A 21,315-nucleotide genomic window follows, 5' to 3' on the forward strand; every position below is an offset into this window, starting at 1 on the left:
TCACATATTCGCATCTACGACAGATAAAACAAGAGTATGTCATTTATTCCAAGGCATATTTTTGTCCTTTCCGTATCTGAAAAATAAAGGACGACAAGTTTTTCTACATGCGGCTTGCTATTTTCGATAATGTATGGTATAATAAAAAATATTATTATATAAGGAAAGGAAATTTATGGACAGTTCAGATATATGGAAGATAGTTCTCGTCATTGCTATGATGATATTTTCAGCGCTCTTTTCGGGCACTGAGACTGCTTTTTCCAGTGTAAACAAGCTACGCCTCAAAAACTATGAGGCTCAGGGCAGCAAAAAGGCTAAAAAGGCTCTGAAGCTCGCCAATCGATTCGATGAGGTTCTGACTGCTGTGCTTATCGGCAATAATATCGTAAATATCGCCACATCATCAGTGAGTACACTTGTGTTCATAAAGCTGGTGGGAAGCAAAGGACCTGCTGTTTCAACTATAGTCATCACTGTGCTTGTGTTGATATTCTGCGAGGTGCTGCCAAAGTCTTACGCCAAGAAGAACGCGGAGAAACTTGCACTTGCATTTGCAACGCCGCTGACCTTCCTTGTAACTGTGTTCAAGCCTTTCGTGTGGCTGCTCAACAAGCTTTCGTCGGCTATATCCAAGGGTGACGTAGCTCCAAGCGTTACTGAGGACGAGCTAAAATATATGATTGACGAAATCGAGGAGCAGGGTGTTATTGAGGAGCAGGAGAGCGAACTGGTAAAGAGTGCTCTTGAATTTGATGAGATAACAGTAAATGAGATACTTATCCCGAGAGTTAAGGTCATAGGCGTTGAGCTGGGCTCTACTATCGACGAGATAAAGGAGCTTTTCAGTCGTGAGATGTACTCTCGTTTGCCTGTGTATGAGAAGAGCCTTGATGATATTAAGGGTATAATTACTAACAAGGCGTTCTTCAAGATGCTTATTGAGGGAGGCAGTGATATCACTCCTATTATACAGGAGGTACCGCATATTGCAGATACCAAGCTTATAAGCGAAGCTATGCGCGATATGCAACGCTCAAAAGTACACCTTGCCGTAGTTATTGACCAGTACGGTGGCACAAAGGGCATAGTTACCCTTGAGGACATAATTGAGGAGCTTGTTGGCGAGATATACGATGAGGATGACGAGATAGAGACCAATATAATGATGCTTGCTCCCGACAAATATGAGGTGGCAGGCGACATGAGCATAAGCGATATGCTGGAAATGCTCGACCTTGACGAGAATATGATAACCACGGATTATACCTCTGTTGGAGGCTGGGTGACCGATGTTATGGAACATATCCCCGAGGCAGGTGAAACTGCCGAGAGTGGTATCTTCCGTATCACAGTCGCTGAGGTCAACGAGCAGACTGTGGAAAAGGTAATAATTGAGGTTCTCCCTGTTGATGACAATGAGGAAGAGGACGATGATGAGGAATAAAAAAGGGACTGCAAAGCCCCTTTTTTATTTATTCTACTGTTCCTTCGCTTCTGCCGATAGTGAGGACAAAGCCTTTATTTATCGGCATAATGCCGTTGGGATCTACAGTTTTGACAGTATTGTCGGGAAGCGTTACGTTCCATGTCTGCTGAGTGAGATTGCGTAGAGCGTGCTTGCTAGGGTCCTTCTTGTTGCGGACTACCTCACCGATGATCTTGTGGAAGTCGCCTTCAGTATCGCTTGCCATGCCTTCGTACAGCTTGGCTCCTCCAAATGCAGGAAGATCAAAGCGCTTGAACTTTATACTTTCGGTGCAGGTCAGCTGACCGCCGCAGTACATGCAGCTTACAGAGTATTTTGGAGTGATGAATGTTTCCTTGCCGCAGTGAGGACAGGGAACTGTCTCACTCCTGAGTTTTACAAAGGCGTCAAGCCATGTCATTTCGATAACACGATCGTAAGGCGGCTTTACTGAATTCTTACCAAAGGACTGTATGAACAGGTCATGTATATAATCAGGGTATATCTTCCAGAAACGTAGTGTATTTGTATTCAGCTGATTGTTTGCAGCGTTGCGGTCGTCTTCTGGGTCGAGAACGAATACTGGATCGGAGCCGTAGAACTTCTTTTCAAGCTCCGGCGTCATACATGGTGGAGTGGAATATTTACCCTCCAGTGGGTGTTCGATAAAGAGCATACGGAAGAGTATCACTGCCAGCGAGAAACGGTCGGAACGCTTGTCTGGAGAGCCGCCGAGAACTACTTCAGGAGCCATATAGCGCTGTTTGCCGGCAATGCCGAAGTTCACGCCTCTCTCGGATACGTTGTCGTTGTCACAAATAAGCACGTCTCCGTTCTTCGGGTCTATAAAGAAGTTTCCGTTATTGAGGTCCTGATAGCTGTATCCGTCGTTATGTAGAGCGCGGAACCCTTCTATTATATTTATTGCAGCGTTGCAACGTGCGGTTATATTTGCGAAGCTCGCCTTCATACGGCGTGTTTTAGGGTCCCACAGCAGAAAGCGCGTCAGCTCCTCGTAGCCCGAGGGGCGAAGGGGCATTATATAACCGAAGGAGCCGTCTATCCAGTTGGAGAGCTCCTCAGGCCATAGAAAAGCCTTTGTAGGAGCACCTTTCTTTATATTCGCTTTCAGGTTCTCATAGAATTCCTGAGGATTCTTCATTTTTTCGACTGTGGACTTGTGGTACCATTTAAGAGCCATTTGCTTGCCGTTGCACTCAACTCTGTAGACGTTTCCCTGACCGCCGCCGCCGAGAAATTCAAGTATAGTGAAAGAGGAATTATATACTGTTTTACCTGTGAAGCCAACTTTGAGTTCTGCCATGATATGCTCCTTTCGCTTTTTTGATTAAAGGTTAGAAAACTCTTCGTTCTGCGGTTTTTTGTTTGAAGTGGTGGTATCATCAGCCGCAGTTGTGTTTTCGGATGGTATGCTGTTCTCTGTCGTTGCAGTCGATGCAGTTGGGCTGACAGCTACGGTATTTTGACAAAGCCAGTCGCACCAGTCGGAATAGTACATGGCCAGAACGTGCAGACCATCGCTTGTGATATCTGCTTGTAGAGCGCCATTTTCATCGTCGAATATGGGGTTTACATCTATATAGTATACCCGGCTGTTGTCAGCCATTGCCTGAAGATTGTCGTTGAGGGTGTTTATCCTCTCGTTGTTTATGACTGAATCCTCCTTGTATGAAGCAACATGGAGATTTGCTTGTAAATAGATGATAGCGTTTGGCTGTGCCTCTTTGATGCCGTCAAGGAAACGTCTGTACTTTGCGGTGGTGCCTTCTATATCGTTCCCTATTTCGTTTACTCCGAGCATCACGTATATCTTGGCATACTGCTTCTTGCGGAGTTTGTCCCACGCCGTCATATTGTCTACAGTTGAATCATCTATGCGTGATACCATAAGACCCTTGTCGCAGAAATAATCCGCGTTTTTCAGTGTGCCGTAGAGTTTTATGCCGACTGTACGCGAGTCACCGATGAACAGTGCGTCGTCGAAATACTCCATGCCGCTTGTTACGAAAATGCTCTGCGAAGTAACAGGCTCCGTAGTCTGTTCCGCGGTAGCCGTTTCAACGTCTGAGGCAGGCTGCGCTTCTGTAGTTCCCTGCTGAGCGTCGGTAACTTCGGAAGGATGAGTTGCAGCAACAGTTTCCTTTGCCGCCATCTTCTGCTTTTTTATCTCGCTGTTATTCCATATCTGCTTATATATGAACGGCGAAGCGACAAAGCAGGTTATAATAAGTATCACTGTATATATACATTGTTTTAACTTGCTCAATTTTTTCTCTCCTTAAAATCTGAAATACATGAAGGGATCGTCAAGTCCCTTGTACATACAGTAAACGGAAGCCCAGAATACTGCAAGCAGGGCGATGACAGTGATAAAGGAATTCTTTATTTTCTTGTACAGTGCTTCTGGCAGCCTTGTTGAGAATATAAGTGCTGCTGCGAAGTATTTCCAGTAATCCTTCCAGTACTCTTTATAGTCTCCCTCCATTACTGCGTAGGTCTTCTGCGGCAGGAATGGGAGAAGTCTCTTAAAGTATATACCCAGCTCATGAAAGTCAGTTATTGCGAATATCAGCCATGTAAGCGGTATGATAAGCAGCATATACGCATGACCGAGGGGCTTTATTTTATTGAGTGTCTTGCCTGTCCAGAACTTCTCGCTCATTATTATAAGGAACAGTACCATTCCCCACAGAATGAAATTCCAGCTGGCGCCGTGCCACAGACCGGTGAACAGCCATACTATAAAGGTGTTGAATACCATTCGCTTGCTGCCCTTGCGGTTTCCTCCGAGGGGGATATATATGTAGTTCTTGAACCATGAGCCCAGAGTGATATGCCAGCGTCTCCAGAACTCCGTCATTGTCAGTGACATATAGGGGTGGTCAAAGTTCTTGGGAATATCGAAGCCCATTACTCTTCCAAGCCCTATTGCCATGAGGGAGTAGCCGCAGAAATCGAAGTAAAGCTGGAATGAGTAGGCGAATATACCAAGCCACGCAAGACGTGAGGACACGCTTTGGTAGCCTATCATGGCGATATCGCTCCACAATCCGCCTATCTGATTAGCAATGAGCACTTTGTAGCCGAGACCTATAGTGAAGGTCTTGAGACCGTCCTCAACTCTGTGTATCGCATGGGAGCGGCTTTTGAGCTCCTTTGCAACGTGATCGTAGGTCACTATGGGACCTGCGATGAGCTGAGGAAACATGGTTATGTAAGCACCATAGTTTATCAGGTTCTTTTCGGCTTTAGCTTTTCCTCTGAAAACGTCTATTATGTAGGAGACGTTCTGGAAGGTGTAGAAGCTGATACCTATGGGGAGTATGATATCCTTTACGGTAAAGCTCTGGTGGAAGAAATGATTGATATTCTCGGTGCCAAAAGTCCAGTACTTGAAGAATATCAGCCACCAGAAGTTGAAGAGTATGCCGAAGGTTAGCCAAAGCTTTTTAGTGTATCTGCTGTGCTCTATGAACTGTCCGACGATGAAGTTGAGTAGGACAGTGAGCAGGAAAAGCAGAATGTAGACAGGTCTTTTTACGCCGAGACTGTAGAAAACAACGCTTCCGGTGAAAAGCACGAAATTCTTATACTCTTTCCTTACAGCCGCGTAAGCTATCATAAAAACAGGCAGGAATATAAATATAAATTCCAAGCTGCTGAATACCAAATATATCACCCTTTAGTTAATTCATTTGTTAGAGCTCATGCTGATTTGTGTGCCTGTAAAATTAGCGGAAAATAGCATTATAAAAACTCATACATTAATATTTTACACGTTTGTCAATTGAATGTCAATACCTTTGGGATAATGTAGCAATTTGCAGTAAATCGCCGCTTGTAAATTATCAGTTATTAGTGATTAGTGATTAGTAGGGGACACCACCCACGACATCACGAGCCGTTAGGTGGTAGAGCAGTGTACCATCACACTTGTTTTACACAATAAATAACATGAAGGTTTTTAGTGAATTTGATATCACATGACTTCCATAAGCAAAAAACCTCAGCATTTCTGCTGAGGTTTGTGTTATATTCACGGGCGGATAATCTTCCAACATGAGCCACGCCCCTATTTTAACTTTGCTGACAACTTTCTAGAGTATCGGAATTCACAGCTCCTACAGGCTAATGGCTAATAGTTAGGTTCTAATAATTACTAAATATCACTCGAGTCCTGCCTGCTGTTTAGCGGCTGTAAGGGTATTCTTCATGAGCATAGCGATAGTCATGGGACCAACGCCGCCAGGGACGGGAGTAATGAAGGAGGCCTTCTTCTCTGCGGACTCGAACTCAACATCGCCGCAGAGCTTGCCGTTGTCAAGACGGTTCATGCCAACGTCGATAACAACAGCGCCTTCTTTTATCATGTCGCCGGTAACGAAGTTAGCGCGTCCAATAGCAACTACAAGGATATCAGCACCGAGGCATACTTCCTTGAGGTTCTTCGTCTTGGAGTGGCAGATAGTGACAGTTCCGTTTTTCTGGAGGAGCAGCATTGCCTGGGGTTTGCCAACGATATTGCTTCTGCCGATAACTACGCACTGCTTGCCAGTGATATCTGTTCCCGTGCTCTCAATAAGGCGCATAACTCCGGCAGGAGTGCAGGGAAGGAAGGAGTAATCGCCTATCATTATCTTTCCAACGTTTATGGGGTGGAAGGCGTCAACGTCTTTTTCTGGCGAGATAGCGTTGATTATAGCCTTCTCGTCGATATGCTTGGGGAGTGGAAGCTGTACCAGTATGCCATTTACCCTTGTATCACGGTTTAATACGTTCACAAGGTCGAGTAGCTGCTCCTGCGTTGTGGACTCTTCCAGTGCGTACTCATAAGACTGGAAGCCTACAGCCTCACATGCTTTTTTCTTGTTGTTGACGTATACTCTTGAAGCAGGGTTATTTCCTACGATAACTACCGCAAGACCTACCTTTAAGCCCATTTCTTCTTTGAGCTGTGCAGCTTCATCGGCCACTTCCTGCTTTACTGTTGCGGAAACTGCTTTTCCGTCGATTATCTGTGCCATATTATTTATCCTCCTTGTTATCACCGGAGCTTTCCTCCGGACTTGCGTTTTCAATTTTACTGTCCTTGCTGTTTTCTGTGCCTTCGCTACTGTTTTCAGCGTTCTCACCGTTGCTGTCAGCGCTTTCGTCTGTACTGTTATCGTTTCCGGCATCGCCGAGTATGCTCAGCTCTGACATATCGAAGTCGTCGTCATCATCGTTAAGTATATCTAAATCTTTATCGTCACTGTCGATCTTGGCGTCTTCCTTGGAAAGACCCATGCGCTTTCTTCGGGATTCTTCGATAAGCTGATGGGATTCCTCGGTATTAACATAGAGCTTCATGCTCTCCGGATCGCGCTTTCTTCTTACGAGAAGCAGTACTTGGAGTATAACTGAAAGAATGAAAAGAACCGCGGAGAGAGCCTGTGATATACGGATATTTCCAAGCATAAGGCTGTCGGTGCGGAGACCCTCCACAATAAATCGCTCTGCTCCGTACCATGAAAGGTACATGAGGAATATCTGTCCGTCGTACTTCCTGCGCTTTGACCAGAATGCAAGTATAACGAAGCCGAGGAGACACCAGAGGGATTCATAGAGGAAGCAGGGGTGAACCGGCTTCTCCCACAGCACATTTACTTCGTTGAAGTACATATTTCCACCTATCTGCATATTCTCGCTGATAGAACGCTGTATCGTACCGCCGGTCATTCCAAGAAAATTGTCGGTATTTATGCCGAAGCACTCCTGATTAACGAAGTTCCCCCAGCGTCCTATGCCCTGTCCAATTAGCAGACCCAGTACAGTTATATCCAGCATGGGAAGAGCTCTTACCTTTCGTATCCTTGCGACTATGTAGCCAATCAGAAAGGCACCCATTATTCCACCGTAAATTGCGAGGCCGCCGTTTCTGGTGTTGAGTATGGCTTTCCAGTCCCATTTGTACTCATCCCATTTCATAAGGATGTAGTATACTCTCGCGCCGATTATTCCGCCGATGACTCCGAAGATTATAACGTCGATAGCTCTGTCGTAGTCGATGCCGAAGCGCTTCATTCTGGGGAGTACATAGATAAGCGCAAGAATAAGACCGAGAGTGATTATAATGCCGTACCATTGTATCTGAAATCCGAAAATGGTGAAGGCAGTGGGATTGATCTCGAAGGACCAGCCCAGCTTTGGGAATTGTATTACGTGTTCGTCTAAGAATGTTTCAGTTGTCATGTATTATGCCTCCTTTTCTATTACAGACAGAACGCATCTGTCGGTATTCATTTCATTTTGCATGAACTCCGTGACATCGCCTCTGGTAAGTCCGTATAGCACGTCTATAGCGTCGTAGGGACCAACGTTGTCCATGTAGGCGTTCAGCATGAGGTTTGAAACTGCTTCCACGTTGTTCAGTTCACGTATCATCATACCATAGGCTGATTTTTTGATACGCTGGAAGTCTTTTTCGCTTATCCCTTCGGATATTAGCCTTTCCGCCTCTGCATTTATGGAATCGCGCACCAGCTTAGGGTTGTCCGATTCTCCCGAAAAGATGAGGGAGAAATATCCGTTTCCGTAGAATACTTCACCGCAAAAGGTGGAATTTATCACGCCCTCTTTGAGCAGACGCTCATACATTGGCATAGCCGGGTCAGTAATAAGTGAAAGAGCCAAACAGGCAGCTGATGTCCGCTTGAGCCTTTCAATGCCGTCTCCGGGAGCGCATTTGTAGCCTATATTGAATATGGAAGCTCCTACTGGCATTATCTCGTAAACCTCCGGAGAAACTATATCCTTCGGTTCCTCAGGGAATACGGTCTCCAGACCGTTGTCCGAACAAGACTTGAGGCATTTGTCGCATATTTCGAGCACCTTGTCGGCGTTGATGTTGCCGGCAATTGAGAGCACCATATTATTGAGGTTGTAAAAGGTATCATAGCATTTGTAGAGCAGAGGAGCGTCTATCCTAGATATGCTTTCCAAAGTGCCTGTGATATCGGTCTTTACCGGGTGGCTGCGGTACATATTCTCCATCATGTTGAAGAATACGCGCCATTCAGGGCTGTCATTGGTCATCTGTATTTCCTGACCTATTATACCCATTTCCTTGTCAACGTTCTCTTTTGTAAAGAAGGGTTTCTGAACGAAATCAAGAAGTATTTCAAGATTTTCCTCATAGTTCTTCGAGCAGCTGAACAGATAGCAGGTCTTGTCGAAAGAGGTGAAGGCGTTGCACATGGCTCCTGTCCTTGCAAAGAGCTCGAAAACTCCGCACTCCTCGTTCTCGAAGAGCTTATGCTCAAGAAAATGGGCTATACCCTCGGGAACCACGGTATATTCGCTGTCGGCAGCCGTTCTGAACATAGTGTTCACAGAGCCGTATTTTGTGCCGAAAAGGGCGTCCACTCCGCTGAATCCCGGCATCTCGCATATATATACGGTCAGACCGCTGCTGTGCTTTACGCGGATACAGCTGTCGCCGGTGTGCTGACTTGTGAGAATCTCCTTTGCCATCAGTCCTGCCCCTCCTTATTCAGCATGATGTATATGCTGTCCAGTTTGAGGGACTTAGCCGCATTGATTATCCGTTCCTTTGTAACGGCGCAGAAGCGTGCGAAGTGCTCCTCGGGAGTTATGAAGTCATTGTCGCAGAAACAGTCGAAATACCATGATATATATGATGAAGGAGTGTCGCCGCATTGCTGGACGGCGTTATCCAGCGCCATGATGGCGCTTGCTACCTCATCGTCGGTTATATTGCCCTTTGCTATCTCGTCAAGCTGAGCGAGTATTGCGGATTTTGCCTTTTCTGTATTGCAGCGGTCAACGCCTGTATCAACGCTCAGGGAACCCTTTACGAAGGAGGAGGTGCTGCTGCAATAGTAGCAGAGGCTCATTTTTTCACGGACGTTGATAAAAAGCTTTGAAGATGGAAGCTCTCCATATATTATGCTCATCATTTTCAGCGCGTATTTGTCTGTGGTATCGGTTTTGAAGGACATTACCATTTTGCACTGATTGACGTCGAATTCGTCTGTAACTGTTTCTGGCTCGGGCTTTAGAGGGCTCGGGCAGTAAAAGCTCAGGGGTATAGGCGATCTGTCTATGTCTGCAAAGCATTCACGGAACATATCTGCAAAGGAGTCGTCCTTCACGGGAGAAACGTAGTATATCTCAACCTGAGCCGTCCTCAGGAGCTCCTGGTAGGCAAGGAAGGTGCTGCGTGGGTCGGCTGCAAGAGCTGTTTCCCTGTTTCCGTAGCTTGCGACAGCAGCAGGCTCTCCTCGGAAAGCAAGCCTTGAAGCCTGCATGAGAGCGTAAGCGTGTTTGTCGTTTAGCTCACAGTCGATACGGTCGAGGAGTTCCTTTTTTGATATGGAGAAGGATTCCTCGCTGAACCTTCCATTATTGGCGTCGGGAGCGAAGATGCAGTCCCTTATGAGCTCACGCATCTCTCCGCCTATATCCTCGCCGTCTATGGCGTACTTATTGTCCAGCCAGCTTGCCCGGACTCCGAGTATCTGTGAATCGCTCTTTTTTCTTGTGGTGGAGCTGAGAGCCGCTCCGTAAAGCTCGGACAGCTTTTCAGAAAAAGCAGCGTAAGACCTGTATCTGCTGTTTGAATTGGTAAGCACGCTGACGGCAAGATTGTTCAGTGCCGCAGTTTCGGTATGCAGTTCCGTAAGGAAGTATACGGAAAGTGAACGGCTTTTGAATTTTTCGTCTGTTACAGACGTGAAGCCAATGCCGTTTCCTATGTCGGATCTCTGATATATCATAAAGTCCGTACTCCAATCGTTAAAGGCTGCTTCTTGAAGAAGCCTTATTTCATAAAAGCTGCCTGATGACAGCTGATATGAAAAGCACCGGCAGTCAACAGGTTTACACTCTATTATAACACAACCGGAAACAAATTACCATAGCATTTTTAATTTTTTTTATATTTTTATTAACGTATAGTTTATATTATACTGAAAAGCTTGATTTTTACAGGGCAAAAGTGGTATAATATATTGAGTGTTCAATAACCGCCGTTATGGGGCGGTTATCTGCCCCCCTGCCAGGGGAGGCGGATAATGATATAAAGAAGAGCTGCCAGTCGCTGGAGAAAGGAGGCATGAGCATGAGATATTTAGGGGAGAAATGCCCACTGTGCGGCGTTGAATTCACCGAGGACGATGATATAGTCGTTTGCCCAGACTGTGGTACTCCGCATCACAGGGAATGTTATATGTCAGAAAATCGGTGCGCAAATGAAGAGCTTCATGCCGAAGGCTGGAAATGGGAGAGAAAGATTAGGAAGCACGGCTTCAGGACCTGTCAAAAATGCCATTTCCCAAATAAATACACTGATACGGTATGTAGCCGTTGCGGCGCGGAGCTTTCAGACATTTCAGTCGATGATAACGGTGTAGCAAGCGGTGTCTCTGAGAACGGACAGCAGGGAAGAGACTCCTTTTCAGTTCCTGATGCTGAGGAGTTGCTCAATCCTATAAAGTTTCTAGGCCTTGATCCCGACGAGGATATGGGCGGAGCCACCATGAAGGAAATCTCTGACTTCGTGGGTACGAGCGCTATATATTATATACCCAAGTTCAAGCAGATGAAGGACGGGGGAGCCAAGCCCACATTCAACCTTTTTAGTCTTGTCTTTCCGTCCCTGTTCTTTGCCAACAGGAAGATGTGGGGCTGGGCTGTGGTCGCTGCTATTCTAAGTATACTTTTTAATCTGCCTGAGAACCTTCTGCTGTGCATAGAGAGTCTGCCGGAGGATATAGCGAATTTTCTGAGCAGCAACAAGCCTGTTATAGAAAATGTGAGTAATATACTAATAATTGCCGACATGGCTGTGAGAGCAGTTTTCTGTTTCTTTGCCAACTGGTTTTACTTCCGGTTTTCGTTAAATTCTCTCAAAAAGTTTAAGAAGATGCGTATGGGATCAGAGGATATTAAGGCAGCAGGCGGCGTAAAACCGTTCAATATGGTGCTGATAATGCTTATAAAGTACGGTATCGGCGTGGCTGCAGTAGCTGTTCTGTATATGGGATTTGAGATGATAACTACAGTTCAGGATTTTAGTACCCTGTGTCTGCACTGACAGAGCAGTGTTTTGCGGAGGGGAATGATATGAGATCAAGAAGAATGTGCATACTTTTACTGCCGCTTTTATGCCTTATACTGACAGGCTGCGGCTTGCAGGACTATCCTACTTACACTTATGAACTCACAAACGGTATCGGTGAAAAATACCTTGTGAATTACTGTGAGCAGTCCAACTATCCTGAGAATGTCACCCGTGTGAAGGTGTTCAGAGACAAGGAAAAGATAAGCGACTACAATGGCGGTGCATATACCGGTTGCGATTCCTATATACCGTCTCAGATCATGTCCGTGGGAAGTTTTGAGAATGTTGATTACTATTACCTCAGAACTCAGACAGGAGAGTACATAATTGCCGACGGCGTTGTGGACATAAAGTTGAATTTCAATATGCTGTTCATCAGCAAGCCGGTCCCAGAGATGACCGACGCCGAAAAGCGCTCCTACGCCAAGCTCGCGGAAATCATGCGCAGTACGGTAACGGCTGAGTATGCGGAAAAGCAGTTTTCAGCCTGCGGTTATAGTTCTGACGTATTTATGGCTTTTTACAGCTATGAGGAATGAAAAAAATTCCTGTATGCATTGCATACAGGAATTTTTTAATGCCGATTATGCGTACTTGCTGTCCCTGTCAGGGTACATTCTGTACTCAGGTTCGTTTGCTGTTCCGTCACCGACCCAAATCTCAATCTGCGAATGGTCATCGTCATGATAACATATAAACCAGCGGTTGAGTTTCTTTCCCTCTTCGGACTTGGTGTATTTAACCGGTGTATTGAGTTTTCCGACAACAGAATTAAGCGAGTCCTGGAAAGGCTCTGTCTGAGTAGAAGCTCCGTTCCAGAGTGAATCGTTGCCGCCGCCGTGTTTAACACCATCCTTAGAGCAGGCAATGCACAAATCGTAGGTATCGGAACCAACGGTAACCTGCATTTGCTTTGCGCTTTGCGCCGTTAATGCCTCTTCTGCATCGTCATTATCGGCGATGGTCGTCATTACAGAGTCATAGATTCTCTTTGCGCTTGAAATATCAGATGTCCTTCTTGACTTCTTGATATAGCCCAGCATAGCGGGAACAAGAAGAGCAGCTAGAACTCCGATAATAGCTATGACAACTACTAACTCTATAAGTGTAAAACCATTCTTTTTTGAATTTGCCATAATTAATCCCCCCAGATCATAGTGTGCAAATTGAAAAAATAATAATTTTCTATATTATAAATCCTTTTTGTGCATTTGTCAAGAGGTATTTACAAAAAATTCATAAAAAATGGCAATTGTTTCTATTCTGTAATATTTAAATTTGTTATTATTTAACAATAACTTTTTTAAATGCTTTCTTTCCCTTGCGGACTATTATTTCACCATCAAGGACTATCATTTCCTTAGGATCAGTCTTCTTCTCGTCGTTAACTGTTATACCCCCCTGCTGTACAAGACGTCTTGCCTCGGATACTGAGGGAGCCAGCTCAGCCTTTACAAGGAGATTGAGGAGTCCTATTGAACCATCGGTAAGGTCAGCTGAGTCTATTTCTGCTACAGGCATATTCTCGTTTGAGCCGCTTCCACCGAATAGTGCCTTTGCAGCGGCCTTTGCTTTTTCAGCTTCCTCCTCGCCATGTACAAGCTTTGTGAGCTCATAAGCGAGAAGCTCCTTGGCAGCGTTGAACTGAGCACCCTCCATGGTCTTTTCCATTTCCTCTATCTGCTCTACAGGTACGAAGGTAAGCATTTTCAGGCACTTAATAACGTCAGCGTCATCAACATTTCTCCAGTACTGGAAGAAATCGTAAGGAGTGGTCTTATCTGGATCAAGCCATACTGCACCCTTTTCGGTCTTGCCCATTTTCTTGCCCTCTGAGTTGAGGAGAAGAGTGATAGTCATAGCGTAAGCGTCCTTGCCCAGCTTGCGGCGGATAAGCTCCGTACCTCCAAGCATATTGCTCCACTGATCGTCACCGCCGAACTGCATATTGCAGCCGTATTTCTGGAAGAGCTGGTAGAAGTCGTAGCTCTGCATTATCATGTAGTTGAATTCAAGGAATGAAAGACCGCGCTCAAGTCTCTGCTTGTAGCACTCGGCTGTGAGCATACGGTTTACGCTGAAATGTGCTCCTACCTCGCGGAGGACTTCAATATAATTGAGATTCATGAGCCAGTCAGCGTTGTTAACAATGATAGCCTTGTCTTCGGAAAAGTCGATGAAGCGACTCATTTGCTTCTTGAAGCAGTCAACATTGTGCTGTATGGTCTCGGGAGTCATCATCTTGCGCATATCGGTCTTGCCAGAAGGGTCGCCTATCATGGCTGTTCCGCCGCCGATAAGTACTATAGGCTTGTTGCCTGCCATTTGGAGTCTCTTCATAAGGCAGAGAGCCATGAAATGACCTACATGGAGTGAGTCCGCAGTGGGGTCGAAGCCGATGTAAAAGGTAGCCTTTCCTGCGTTGACAAGCTCCTCTATTTCCTTTTCGTCTGTGAGTTGCGCGAGGAGACCTCTGCGTTTGAGTTCTTCAAAAGTAGTCATTATTTATTTCTCCTTTTTTAATTTTTTTTTATTATTGTAACTCCGCGGCGCATCAATTCGTCGCAGAGGTATTCGAGCTGAAACTCTTTCAGAGCGATATTGTACACGGCCTCTTCACCTTTAATGGCTATGTTCAGCGAAATATCCAATTTTACTTTGGATACGAAGCTTGCTGTACCACTTTTCTTTTTTAGCTTTTTTATGGTTTCTGCGTATAGTATTTCATTGACAGGAAAACAATCAACGCTGAAAAGATCATAGTATATGCAGTATTCTGGACCGATATTGATACCACTGAGCTTACTGCATATCATTTTTCCTTCCATGTATGAGCGTTCTGTGGTTTCAACTTCTTCATGGTGCTTTCTGAGAAAGAAGTATACTGGAAGTCCAAGGAGCTCATATATGCTTACCAAAAGACATCCGACTGATATAAATACAAATATAATTGTACGGATCTTATCTGATAAAGGAGGACTTTCCAGATATTCATTGCTATTGATGCTGATCAAAAGAAAAATGATAATTACGGAAATGCCAATACACAGCGAACTGTACTAGAACACAATAGGGAAGAGTTTTGTGCGATATATTTTTTTCAGGTCTTTGGCCATAGAAGCAGAATTGATGTCATGAAAAGCATTTATTTCGTATTTTTCGAAAGCTTCCTGATGCAGGTCAGCTTCGCTTCTGTCTTTTATTCTCTCCTCTTTTTTGAGTATGTGTTTTTCCTGTAACAGCATAATTACGATACACAGTACCATAACTGCCTGCGGAAGCAGTGCCCATGGTAACGAGCTATATTCTTTTTCCAAAATAAACCAGTATATCATCATTCCAGATACAGGAAGATTACATATAAAAAGAAAGAAGATGTCCTTTTTCTTTTTTGGGGACATACGATTTTCCTTTCTGCATTATTCTGCATGCTTCATTATAGCTTTCAGAAGACCGAGAAAAGCGGAGTGTATAAAGGTACGGACAGCAATGAGAGCGTGTCCACCCATAAAAACGTATTTAATGTAACCGTAGAAGGTTTCACTCGTAGCTCCGGCATTTTTTTCGGCAAGACCTGACAGATAGGGCTCAACATTACTGTTCCCGAAGGTTACGACCTGTACGAAAAGCGACAGCAGAAGCGAAATCGTAAAGCTGAGGTTGAGCCATGCGCTGTCGAGACCAGCAAGTCCGGAGACAGGGTGTATATATCTTGTGAAAAGGGCTATACCTGCTATGGACAGGACTAGACACACGGTCATGCGTATAAAAGGGAAGCTGTTATCTGATTTGGCAGGGCTGATAAATCCGATGTACAGCATGAGCAGTGAAAACAGAAAGACCGCAAGCCCGAGGCTAAGGTAAACTATAGTTCTTTTCATTGTCCGTCATCCTTTCCATAATAATAAAAGCCCCCGGGCAGACGTATGCTGTCCGGGGGCGAAGTTACTCGCGGTACCACCCCGATTTGCCGGCCTGAGCCGACCTTTTGAAGCTGTAACGGGCACACCCGACCGCACCTACTTGCTTTCAGCACAGCAACTCCCGAATGTAGCTCACTGTACGCCATCATTCCCTCGCACCTTCCGGGAACTCTCTGTATCAGACATTGCACAGGTTTTATTCGTTCACAGTATTTGTACATTTATAATATCATATCTTTTTCTCATTGTCAAGCCCTTCGTTAATGCGTAATTATTGTAGGTGCGCACGTGAGATGGCCCTTGACTGTGAGATAAAAAGCTTAGTTTTTCTGATGGATATACATGATAGTTTTTTTGAAAGTGTAAAAGTCAGCAATAAATAAAGAGTTAAGTTTTAAGTTGTTAAGTTGATAGTCGCATTAATTGCATAATACCTGAGATCTGTTTTGGTGCAATACGCAGATCTAAATAATTATTTCTCCAATAATCAAGAGATTAACGTTGAATTTCAAACCATTCCTGACTGCGTAAATAAGGGAATATAAAAAATGAAGAACTTTAAATGATTTATTTTTTGCCTGACACTTGAAATTTGACATAGTTTGGTATATAATAAATTATTATAGTTTAACGGGAGGAAGAAATAATGAGTTCCAAAATCGGATTTGACAATGAAAAATATCTCAAGACCCAGTCAGAGCATATCAGGCAGCGTATCTCGCAGTTTGGCGACAAGCTTTACCTTGAATTCGGCGGAAAGCTCTTCGACGACTTTCATGCTTCGAGAGTGCTTCCTGGCTTCAAGCCTGACAGTAAGCTGCAAATGCTCTTGCAGTTGAAAGACGATGCAGAGATAGTCATTGTCATCAATTCTGATGATATCGAGAAAAACAAGGTTCGCGGCGACCTCGGAATAACCTATGATATAGACGTTATTCGTCTTTTCAACGTCTTCACCAAGATTGGACTTTATGTCAGCAGTGTAGTTCTTACTCGCTATGACGGACAGCCCACGGCAGACGCCTTCCAGAAGCGTCTTGAAGCTCTCGGAGTAAGGGTATATCACCACTACAGCATAAAGGGCTATCCTTCCAATCTACAGTACATCATAAGCGACGAGGGTTACGGCAGGAATGAATACATAGAGACCTCCCGCAAGCTCGTTGTTATTACTGCACCCGGTCCCGGAAGCGGAAAAATGGCTACCTGCCTTTCACAGCTCTATCATGAGCACAAGAGGGGGATTAACGCCGGTTATGCAAAGTTTGAGACCTTTCCGATATGGAACCTCCCTCTCCGCCATCCTGTAAATATTGCTTACGAGGCGGCTACTGCTGACCTTAACGATGTTAATATGATAGACCCATTCCACCTTGAAGCCTACGGAAAGACTACTGTAAACTATAACCGCGATGTTGAGATATTCCCTGTACTCAATGCGATGTTCGAGAAGATATTGGGTGAGTCTCCTTATAAGTCGCCTACGGATATGGGCGTAAATATGGCGGGCAACTGTATCGTTGATGACGAGGCAGTTTCTGAAGCTGCAAGACAGGAGATAATTCGCCGTTATTACATAGGTATGTGCGAGTACCGAAAAGGCCTTATTTCCGAGGACGAGGTAATGAAGCTGGAACTTCTTATGAAGCAGGCTAATGTCACCGTTGAGGATAGAAAGGTAGTATCTGCCGCTCTTGACAAGGAAAAGGCTACGGACGGCCCTGCGGCAGCTATGGAGCTCCCCGACGGAACAGTTATTACGGGACGAACATCAAATCTTCTTGGTGCAGTATCGGCTCTGCTCATAAATGCCCTGAAGCATTTTGCGGCTATAGATGATGATATCCCGCTTATGTCGCCACATGTTATCGAGCCTATTATGGCTTTGAAGGTGAACCACCTTGGCAACAGCAATCCGAGAATGCACACCGATGAAACTCTCATTGCGCTGTCTATCTGCGCAAATACTGACGACAACGCAAAGAAGGCTATGGAACAGATATCGAAGCTCCGTGGCTGTGAGGTACATTCAACTGTTATACTTTCTCAGGTAGATGAGCGTATCTTCAAAAGGCTGGGTATAAACCTCACCTGCGAGCCCAAGTATGAGGCGTGATTTCAGCTGGCAATAGGCTCTGGATACGAAGATATAATTTCTAAGACATAAAGCCCTGGAAGAAGCTTATGCTTATTCCAGGGCTTTATATTATACATTTTCGAACGTCCTGTGCTATAAAGAAACACAAAAAATGTTATTTATCCGAAATATTTTCGAGAAATTTTCAAAAAGCACTTGACATCTTATTATTTTTATGATATTATCATAATAGAAATATCAAAGGAGATGAACCAAATGGATAGTGAAAAGGAATTTTTGGCGAAATATGACCTCAGTAAATACGACAGACCATCGGTAACGACGGATGTTGCAGCATTTATGATAAGCTCCGAGGATAAGACCTGCTACAGGAAGAATCATGAGAACAAGCTTCGGCTTCTGCTAATTAAAAGGGCCGGACATCCCTTCAAGGATATGTGGGCGCTGCCCGGTGGCTTTTTGCAGAAAGGGGAGACCATTGAGGAGTGTGCTCTTAGAGAAACACAGGAGGAAACGAATATACTGCCAGTGTCCATAATGCCTGTGGGAGTTTTCAGCAAGCCCGACCGTGACCCGAGAGGCTGGATAATCTCAAACGCATTTATTTCTGTGATAAGCGAGGAATCAGTCAAGCTGTTCGGAAGCGACGATGCCTCCGATGCACAGTGGTTCAGTATAAGCTTTGAAAGGGGAGAGGACTGCAGTTATCATCTTTCCCTCAGTTATAAGGAGATTGAGCTGAATGCAGTGCTTTCTGAGGAAAAAACGAGTTTCGGCAGAACGAATTACTGTATTATCGACAGCGGTGGTCTTGCATTTGACCATGCTGCTATAATCGCTACGGCTTTGACAGCTTTGAGGAATGAAGCAAGGAATTATGACGCTGTATTCGATTTTCTGCCGGAAAAATTCACGCTGACTGCCTTTCAGAAGGTTCAGGAGACTATAATGAATATATCGATCCTGCCTGTGAATTTCCGGCGAATGGTCAGCAGCTATGTTGAGGAGACCGATGAATATGTAAGGGGTGAGGGACACCGCCCAGCAAAGCTTTTCAGGCGCAAAAATAATACTTGACTGTTGCGCCGTAGCTGAGATATAATAAAAGTATAATTAATGACCAAAGGAGGATATGGGTCTATGAAAAAGTTTTTGGTAGTAGTTGATATGCAGAAGGATTTTATTGACGGAGCTCTCGGTTCTGAGGACGCCTGCGCCATAATTCCTGCTGCTGCTCAGAAAATAGCTGAGTTCGAGGGTGAGATATTTGCTACATACGATACTCACTTTGACGACTATATGGATACGGCAGAGGGCAAAAAGCTGCCTGTGCCGCACTGTATCAAGGGCACAGAGGGCTGGCAGCTCAACAAGGATATAGCGGCTGCACTCAAGGGAAAAAAATATACTCCCGTGGAGAAATATACTTTCGGCTCTGTAAAACTGCCAGAGCTTATAAGAAAAGCTGCCGGTACAGATGATCTGAGCATAGAACTCATAGGTCTCTGTACTGATATATGTGTTGTGAGCAATGCACTACTCCTCAAAGCGAATTTTCCGGAAGCTGTCATAGCCGTTGATAGAACCTGCTGTGCAGGAGTTACTCCCGAAAAGCACGATGCAGCTATTGAGACCATGAAGAGCTGCCAGATAGATATATTATGATAAGGAAAGGAAGATTATTATGAAGCTTGAACCTATAGTTATTTCCCTCCTCGATACAGATCTTTACAAATTCAATATGGATCAGGTCATCTTTCATAAGCACACCGACCTCTGCGGACAATACTTCTTCAAGTGCCGAAATAAGGACGTTGTATTCACACCTGAAATGGTCCAGGAGATAAACGACCAGATAGACCACCTTTGTTCACTTACATTCAAAAAGGAAGAGCTTGATTATCTTCGTTCTATACGTTTTATCAAGGATGACTATGTTGAATTCCTGAGGCTTTGGAGACCTATCAGGGACTATGTCACTGTTAGACTAGAGGATAGCGGAGAACTGTATATCGAAGTGAACGGTCCGTTGTTCTCGGCAATGCAGTTTGAAATATACTTGTTGGAGATAGTGAACGAGGTATACTTCCGCATGAAATATGACTACGACAGGCTGAGAAAGTCTGCTGAGGAAAGGCTCGACAAGAAGATAAAGTCAATGAACGACGGCACTTATACATTCAGCTTTGCCGAGTTCGGCTGCCGTAGGCGTCTGTCAAGAGAGTGGGAGGACGTTGTTGTAAAACGTCTTGTTACTGAGACAAAGAACTGCGTCGGTACTTCAAATGTGTACCTTGCCATGAAGTATAATGTTACTCCTATTGGTACTTATGCTCACGAGTTCGTGCAGATGTATCAGGGCATAGATTCTATACCTCTTGCTTATACCAACCACTATGCCATGAAGGACTGGTACGACGAGTACGACGGCGATAACGGTACAGCTCTTACGGATACGGTTACGACTGACCTGTTTCTGCTTGACTTCAACCGTTCTATGGTCAATAACTATACGGGAGTACGCCACGACAGCGGTGACCCTTACGAGTGGGGAGAGAAGATAATAGCTCACTATAAAAAGTACGGAGTTGACCCGAAGACTAAGCTCCTACTGTTCAGTGACAGCCTTGACTTTGACAGGGCACAGAAGCTTTACGACTACTTTTGCGGTAAGACTAAGGTTTCCTTCGGCATAGGCACCTTCTGCTCCAACGATACGGAGGAAAAGGCACTGAATATTGTTATAAAGCTCCAGTACGTAAACGGTCGTCCTGTTGCGAAGCTCTCTGACGATATGGGCAAGGCTATGTGCCGCGACGAGGAATATCTCGGATATCTTAAGCGCTCGGTTGAGTTCCGGATCAAGCGTGAGAGCAGCCGTTAGCCTGTAGGGGAGAATAATGGGAGCCTCCTTTGGCAAAATCGTGATACAAAATTACCAAGCTAATAATTTCAGGCATGGTTATCCATTTTTCCTTTAGGGGAAGATGACTAATATTCGCAATCCAAACGTAAAAAGAGAACCGCCGACGCTATTGCGCCGGCGGCTTTTTTATTCTCTTTCCGAAAGGTGTGTTCAGAGGACGGTGGTGTGCGGCACCGTCGTGAGTGTTTGCGCCGGGAGGTATTGTGTTCGGCGCTGGAACGAGGAACAATGAAGGATGTCTTTTATTTCTTTTCCTTTACTGTCTATATTATAACGCAGTTGTGATTGATATGCAATAACAGAGCGATTTCGGTTTGTATACAGTTTGGATATCAAATGCTTACGGAATATGTCAAATTGGTTACATAATTCTGACAACGGTGACAAATTTTGTTGGGGAAATATGGAGAAATCTTCGAAAGCTAGGAGATTTCATCCTTATTTAGTATAGTACGGGCGCTTTTCCTTATACAGTTTGCATTGTAAGAATTTTCATTGTACCTTTTTGGTATTTCTGCATATTATAATATAAGCAGCAGGTTCGAGCGTGCCGTCAGGAGGTGGAGCAGCGATCCCACGGATAGCTTCCAGGCATAAGGCGCGCCTCTGACGGCTGTTTTTATATAGAAAAAAGCTGCCAGAGCATATCCGGCAGCTTTTGTGTTTTTATCTATAGCATGAGTCGATGCCGAGGTATTCCTCGAGGGAAAGTCCACTTTCGTAGATCTTTGTAGCGGTTTCCTCTCCGAGGTATCT

Annotated in this window: 18 protein-coding genes and 1 other annotated feature; of the genes, 7 read left to right on the forward strand and 11 right to left on the reverse strand. The window is 44.8% G+C overall.

Annotated features, from left to right (window positions below):
- The first annotated feature begins 175 nt into the window (after nucleotides 1-175).
- Complete coding sequence (locus J6U00_RS10475; RefSeq protein WP_296581628.1) at nucleotides 176-1,447, forward strand: hemolysin family protein; 1,272 nt, start codon at nucleotides 176-178, stop codon at nucleotides 1,445-1,447.
- A gap of 28 nt (nucleotides 1,448-1,475) precedes the next feature.
- Here the strand turns inward: J6U00_RS10475 and J6U00_RS10480 are convergent, their stop codons facing one another.
- From J6U00_RS10480 to J6U00_RS10510, 7 genes are all read right to left on the reverse strand, one after another.
- Nucleotides 1,476-2,792, reverse strand: coding sequence for a protein kinase (locus J6U00_RS10480; protein ID WP_296581631.1), 1,317 nt, complete (start codon nucleotides 2,790-2,792; stop codon nucleotides 1,476-1,478).
- 24 nt (nucleotides 2,793-2,816) lie between these two features.
- Entirely contained in the window at nucleotides 2,817-3,755 is a 939-nt protein-coding gene (locus J6U00_RS10485) for a GDSL-type esterase/lipase family protein (protein ID WP_296581634.1), read from the reverse strand.
- Between the two features lie 12 nt (nucleotides 3,756-3,767).
- Nucleotides 3,768-5,159: an MBOAT family O-acyltransferase gene (locus J6U00_RS10490; protein ID WP_296581636.1), complete on the reverse strand. Its 1,392-nt coding sequence runs from the start codon at nucleotides 5,157-5,159 to the stop codon at nucleotides 3,768-3,770.
- 496 nt (nucleotides 5,160-5,655) lie between these two features.
- Nucleotides 5,656-6,513, reverse strand: coding sequence for a bifunctional methylenetetrahydrofolate dehydrogenase/methenyltetrahydrofolate cyclohydrolase FolD (gene folD / locus J6U00_RS10495; RefSeq protein WP_296581637.1), 858 nt, complete (start codon nucleotides 6,511-6,513; stop codon nucleotides 5,656-5,658).
- 1 nt (nucleotide 6,514) lies between these two features.
- Complete coding sequence (lgt, locus tag J6U00_RS10500; RefSeq protein WP_296581639.1) at nucleotides 6,515-7,720, reverse strand: prolipoprotein diacylglyceryl transferase; 1,206 nt, start codon at nucleotides 7,718-7,720, stop codon at nucleotides 6,515-6,517.
- A gap of 3 nt (nucleotides 7,721-7,723) precedes the next feature.
- The gene (locus tag J6U00_RS10505) at nucleotides 7,724-9,001 is read right to left on the reverse strand and encodes a pitrilysin family protein (RefSeq protein WP_296581640.1); all 1,278 of its coding nucleotides are present in this window, start codon (nucleotides 8,999-9,001) and stop codon (nucleotides 7,724-7,726) included.
- Nucleotides 9,001-10,266, reverse strand: a complete 1,266-nt coding sequence (locus J6U00_RS10510) for an insulinase family protein (RefSeq protein ID WP_296581642.1) — start codon at nucleotides 10,264-10,266, stop codon at nucleotides 9,001-9,003. The genes J6U00_RS10505 and J6U00_RS10510 overlap by 1 nt, the downstream gene beginning before the upstream one ends.
- 344 nt (nucleotides 10,267-10,610) lie before the next feature.
- On the opposite strand from J6U00_RS10510, the gene J6U00_RS10515 reads away from it, so the two are divergent.
- Nucleotides 10,611-11,585 (forward strand): RING finger protein, encoded by a 975-nt coding sequence (locus J6U00_RS10515; RefSeq protein WP_296581644.1) that lies wholly within the window; start codon nucleotides 10,611-10,613, stop codon nucleotides 11,583-11,585.
- A 29-nt stretch (nucleotides 11,586-11,614) separates the two neighbouring features.
- Nucleotides 11,615-12,151 (forward strand): hypothetical protein, encoded by a 537-nt coding sequence (locus J6U00_RS10520; protein WP_296581645.1) that lies wholly within the window; start codon nucleotides 11,615-11,617, stop codon nucleotides 12,149-12,151.
- 45 nt (nucleotides 12,152-12,196) lie between these two features.
- Here the strand turns inward: J6U00_RS10520 and J6U00_RS10525 are convergent, their stop codons facing one another.
- The 4 genes from J6U00_RS10525 to J6U00_RS10540 form a co-directional block, all read right to left on the reverse strand.
- Entirely contained in the window at nucleotides 12,197-12,748 is a 552-nt protein-coding gene (locus tag J6U00_RS10525; protein WP_296581647.1) for a type II secretion system protein, read from the reverse strand.
- A 148-nt stretch (nucleotides 12,749-12,896) separates the two neighbouring features.
- Nucleotides 12,897-14,114: a tyrosine--tRNA ligase gene (tyrS, locus tag J6U00_RS10530; protein WP_296581649.1), complete on the reverse strand. Its 1,218-nt coding sequence runs from the start codon at nucleotides 14,112-14,114 to the stop codon at nucleotides 12,897-12,899.
- A gap of 17 nt (nucleotides 14,115-14,131) precedes the next feature.
- Nucleotides 14,132-14,530, reverse strand: coding sequence for a hypothetical protein (locus J6U00_RS10535; RefSeq protein WP_296581651.1), 399 nt, complete (start codon nucleotides 14,528-14,530; stop codon nucleotides 14,132-14,134).
- A gap of 501 nt (nucleotides 14,531-15,031) precedes the next feature.
- On the reverse strand, nucleotides 15,032-15,493 hold the full coding sequence (locus J6U00_RS10540) for a hypothetical protein (protein WP_296581652.1): 462 nt from the start codon (nucleotides 15,491-15,493) through the stop codon (nucleotides 15,032-15,034).
- Nucleotides 15,494-15,544: 51 nt separating this feature from the next.
- Nucleotides 15,545-15,752, reverse strand: a binding site (T-box leader).
- A gap of 429 nt (nucleotides 15,753-16,181) precedes the next feature.
- Here J6U00_RS10540 and J6U00_RS10545 point away from each other — a divergent pair.
- From J6U00_RS10545 to pncB, 4 genes are all read left to right on the forward strand, one after another.
- Nucleotides 16,182-17,651 carry a DUF1846 domain-containing protein gene (locus tag J6U00_RS10545; protein ID WP_296581653.1) on the forward strand — a complete coding sequence of 490 codons (1,470 nt, stop codon included), beginning with the start codon at nucleotides 16,182-16,184 and terminating at the stop codon, nucleotides 17,649-17,651.
- Between the two features lie 237 nt (nucleotides 17,652-17,888).
- On the forward strand, nucleotides 17,889-18,710 hold the full coding sequence (locus J6U00_RS10550; RefSeq protein WP_296581655.1) for an NUDIX domain-containing protein: 822 nt from the start codon (nucleotides 17,889-17,891) through the stop codon (nucleotides 18,708-18,710).
- 63 nt (nucleotides 18,711-18,773) lie between these two features.
- Complete coding sequence (locus J6U00_RS10555; protein ID WP_296581657.1) at nucleotides 18,774-19,298, forward strand: isochorismatase family protein; 525 nt, start codon at nucleotides 18,774-18,776, stop codon at nucleotides 19,296-19,298.
- 19 nt (nucleotides 19,299-19,317) lie between these two features.
- Nucleotides 19,318-20,517: a nicotinate phosphoribosyltransferase gene (gene pncB / locus J6U00_RS10560; RefSeq protein ID WP_296581659.1), complete on the forward strand. Its 1,200-nt coding sequence runs from the start codon at nucleotides 19,318-19,320 to the stop codon at nucleotides 20,515-20,517.
- Nucleotides 20,518-21,315: the final 798 nt, after the last annotated feature.

Source organism: Ruminococcus sp. (assembly GCF_017650195.1).
Taxonomy (GTDB): domain Bacteria; phylum Bacillota; class Clostridia; order Oscillospirales; family Ruminococcaceae; genus Ruminococcus.

What these genes read in the sequence shown, in the direction of transcription:
- J6U00_RS10505 (WP_296581640.1), bottom strand. Translation starts at nt 9,001, where the DNA reads ATGGCAAAGGAGATTCTCACAAGTCAGCACACCGGCGACAGCTGTATC.
- J6U00_RS10520 (WP_296581645.1), top strand. Translation starts at nt 11,615, where the DNA reads ATGAGATCAAGAAGAATGTGCATACTTTTACTGCCGCTTTTATGCCTT.
- J6U00_RS10525 (WP_296581647.1), bottom strand. Translation starts at nt 12,748, where the DNA reads ATGGCAAATTCAAAAAAGAATGGTTTTACACTTATAGAGTTAGTAGTT.
- pncB (WP_296581659.1), top strand. Translation starts at nt 19,318, where the DNA reads ATGAAGCTTGAACCTATAGTTATTTCCCTCCTCGATACAGATCTTTAC.
- J6U00_RS10515 (WP_296581644.1), top strand. Translation starts at nt 10,611, where the DNA reads ATGAGATATTTAGGGGAGAAATGCCCACTGTGCGGCGTTGAATTCACC.
- J6U00_RS10550 (WP_296581655.1), top strand. Translation starts at nt 17,889, where the DNA reads ATGGATAGTGAAAAGGAATTTTTGGCGAAATATGACCTCAGTAAATAC.
- J6U00_RS10555 (WP_296581657.1), top strand. Translation starts at nt 18,774, where the DNA reads ATGAAAAAGTTTTTGGTAGTAGTTGATATGCAGAAGGATTTTATTGAC.
- lgt (WP_296581639.1), bottom strand. Translation starts at nt 7,720, where the DNA reads ATGACAACTGAAACATTCTTAGACGAACACGTAATACAATTCCCAAAG.
- tyrS (WP_296581649.1), bottom strand. Translation starts at nt 14,114, where the DNA reads ATGACTACTTTTGAAGAACTCAAACGCAGAGGTCTCCTCGCGCAACTC.
- J6U00_RS10480 (WP_296581631.1), bottom strand. Translation starts at nt 2,792, where the DNA reads ATGGCAGAACTCAAAGTTGGCTTCACAGGTAAAACAGTATATAATTCC.
- J6U00_RS10475 (WP_296581628.1), top strand. Translation starts at nt 176, where the DNA reads ATGGACAGTTCAGATATATGGAAGATAGTTCTCGTCATTGCTATGATG.
- J6U00_RS10510 (WP_296581642.1), bottom strand. Translation starts at nt 10,266, where the DNA reads ATGATATATCAGAGATCCGACATAGGAAACGGCATTGGCTTCACGTCT.
- folD (WP_296581637.1), bottom strand. Translation starts at nt 6,513, where the DNA reads ATGGCACAGATAATCGACGGAAAAGCAGTTTCCGCAACAGTAAAGCAG.
- J6U00_RS10540 (WP_296581652.1), bottom strand. Translation starts at nt 15,493, where the DNA reads ATGAAAAGAACTATAGTTTACCTTAGCCTCGGGCTTGCGGTCTTTCTG.
- J6U00_RS10545 (WP_296581653.1), top strand. Translation starts at nt 16,182, where the DNA reads ATGAGTTCCAAAATCGGATTTGACAATGAAAAATATCTCAAGACCCAG.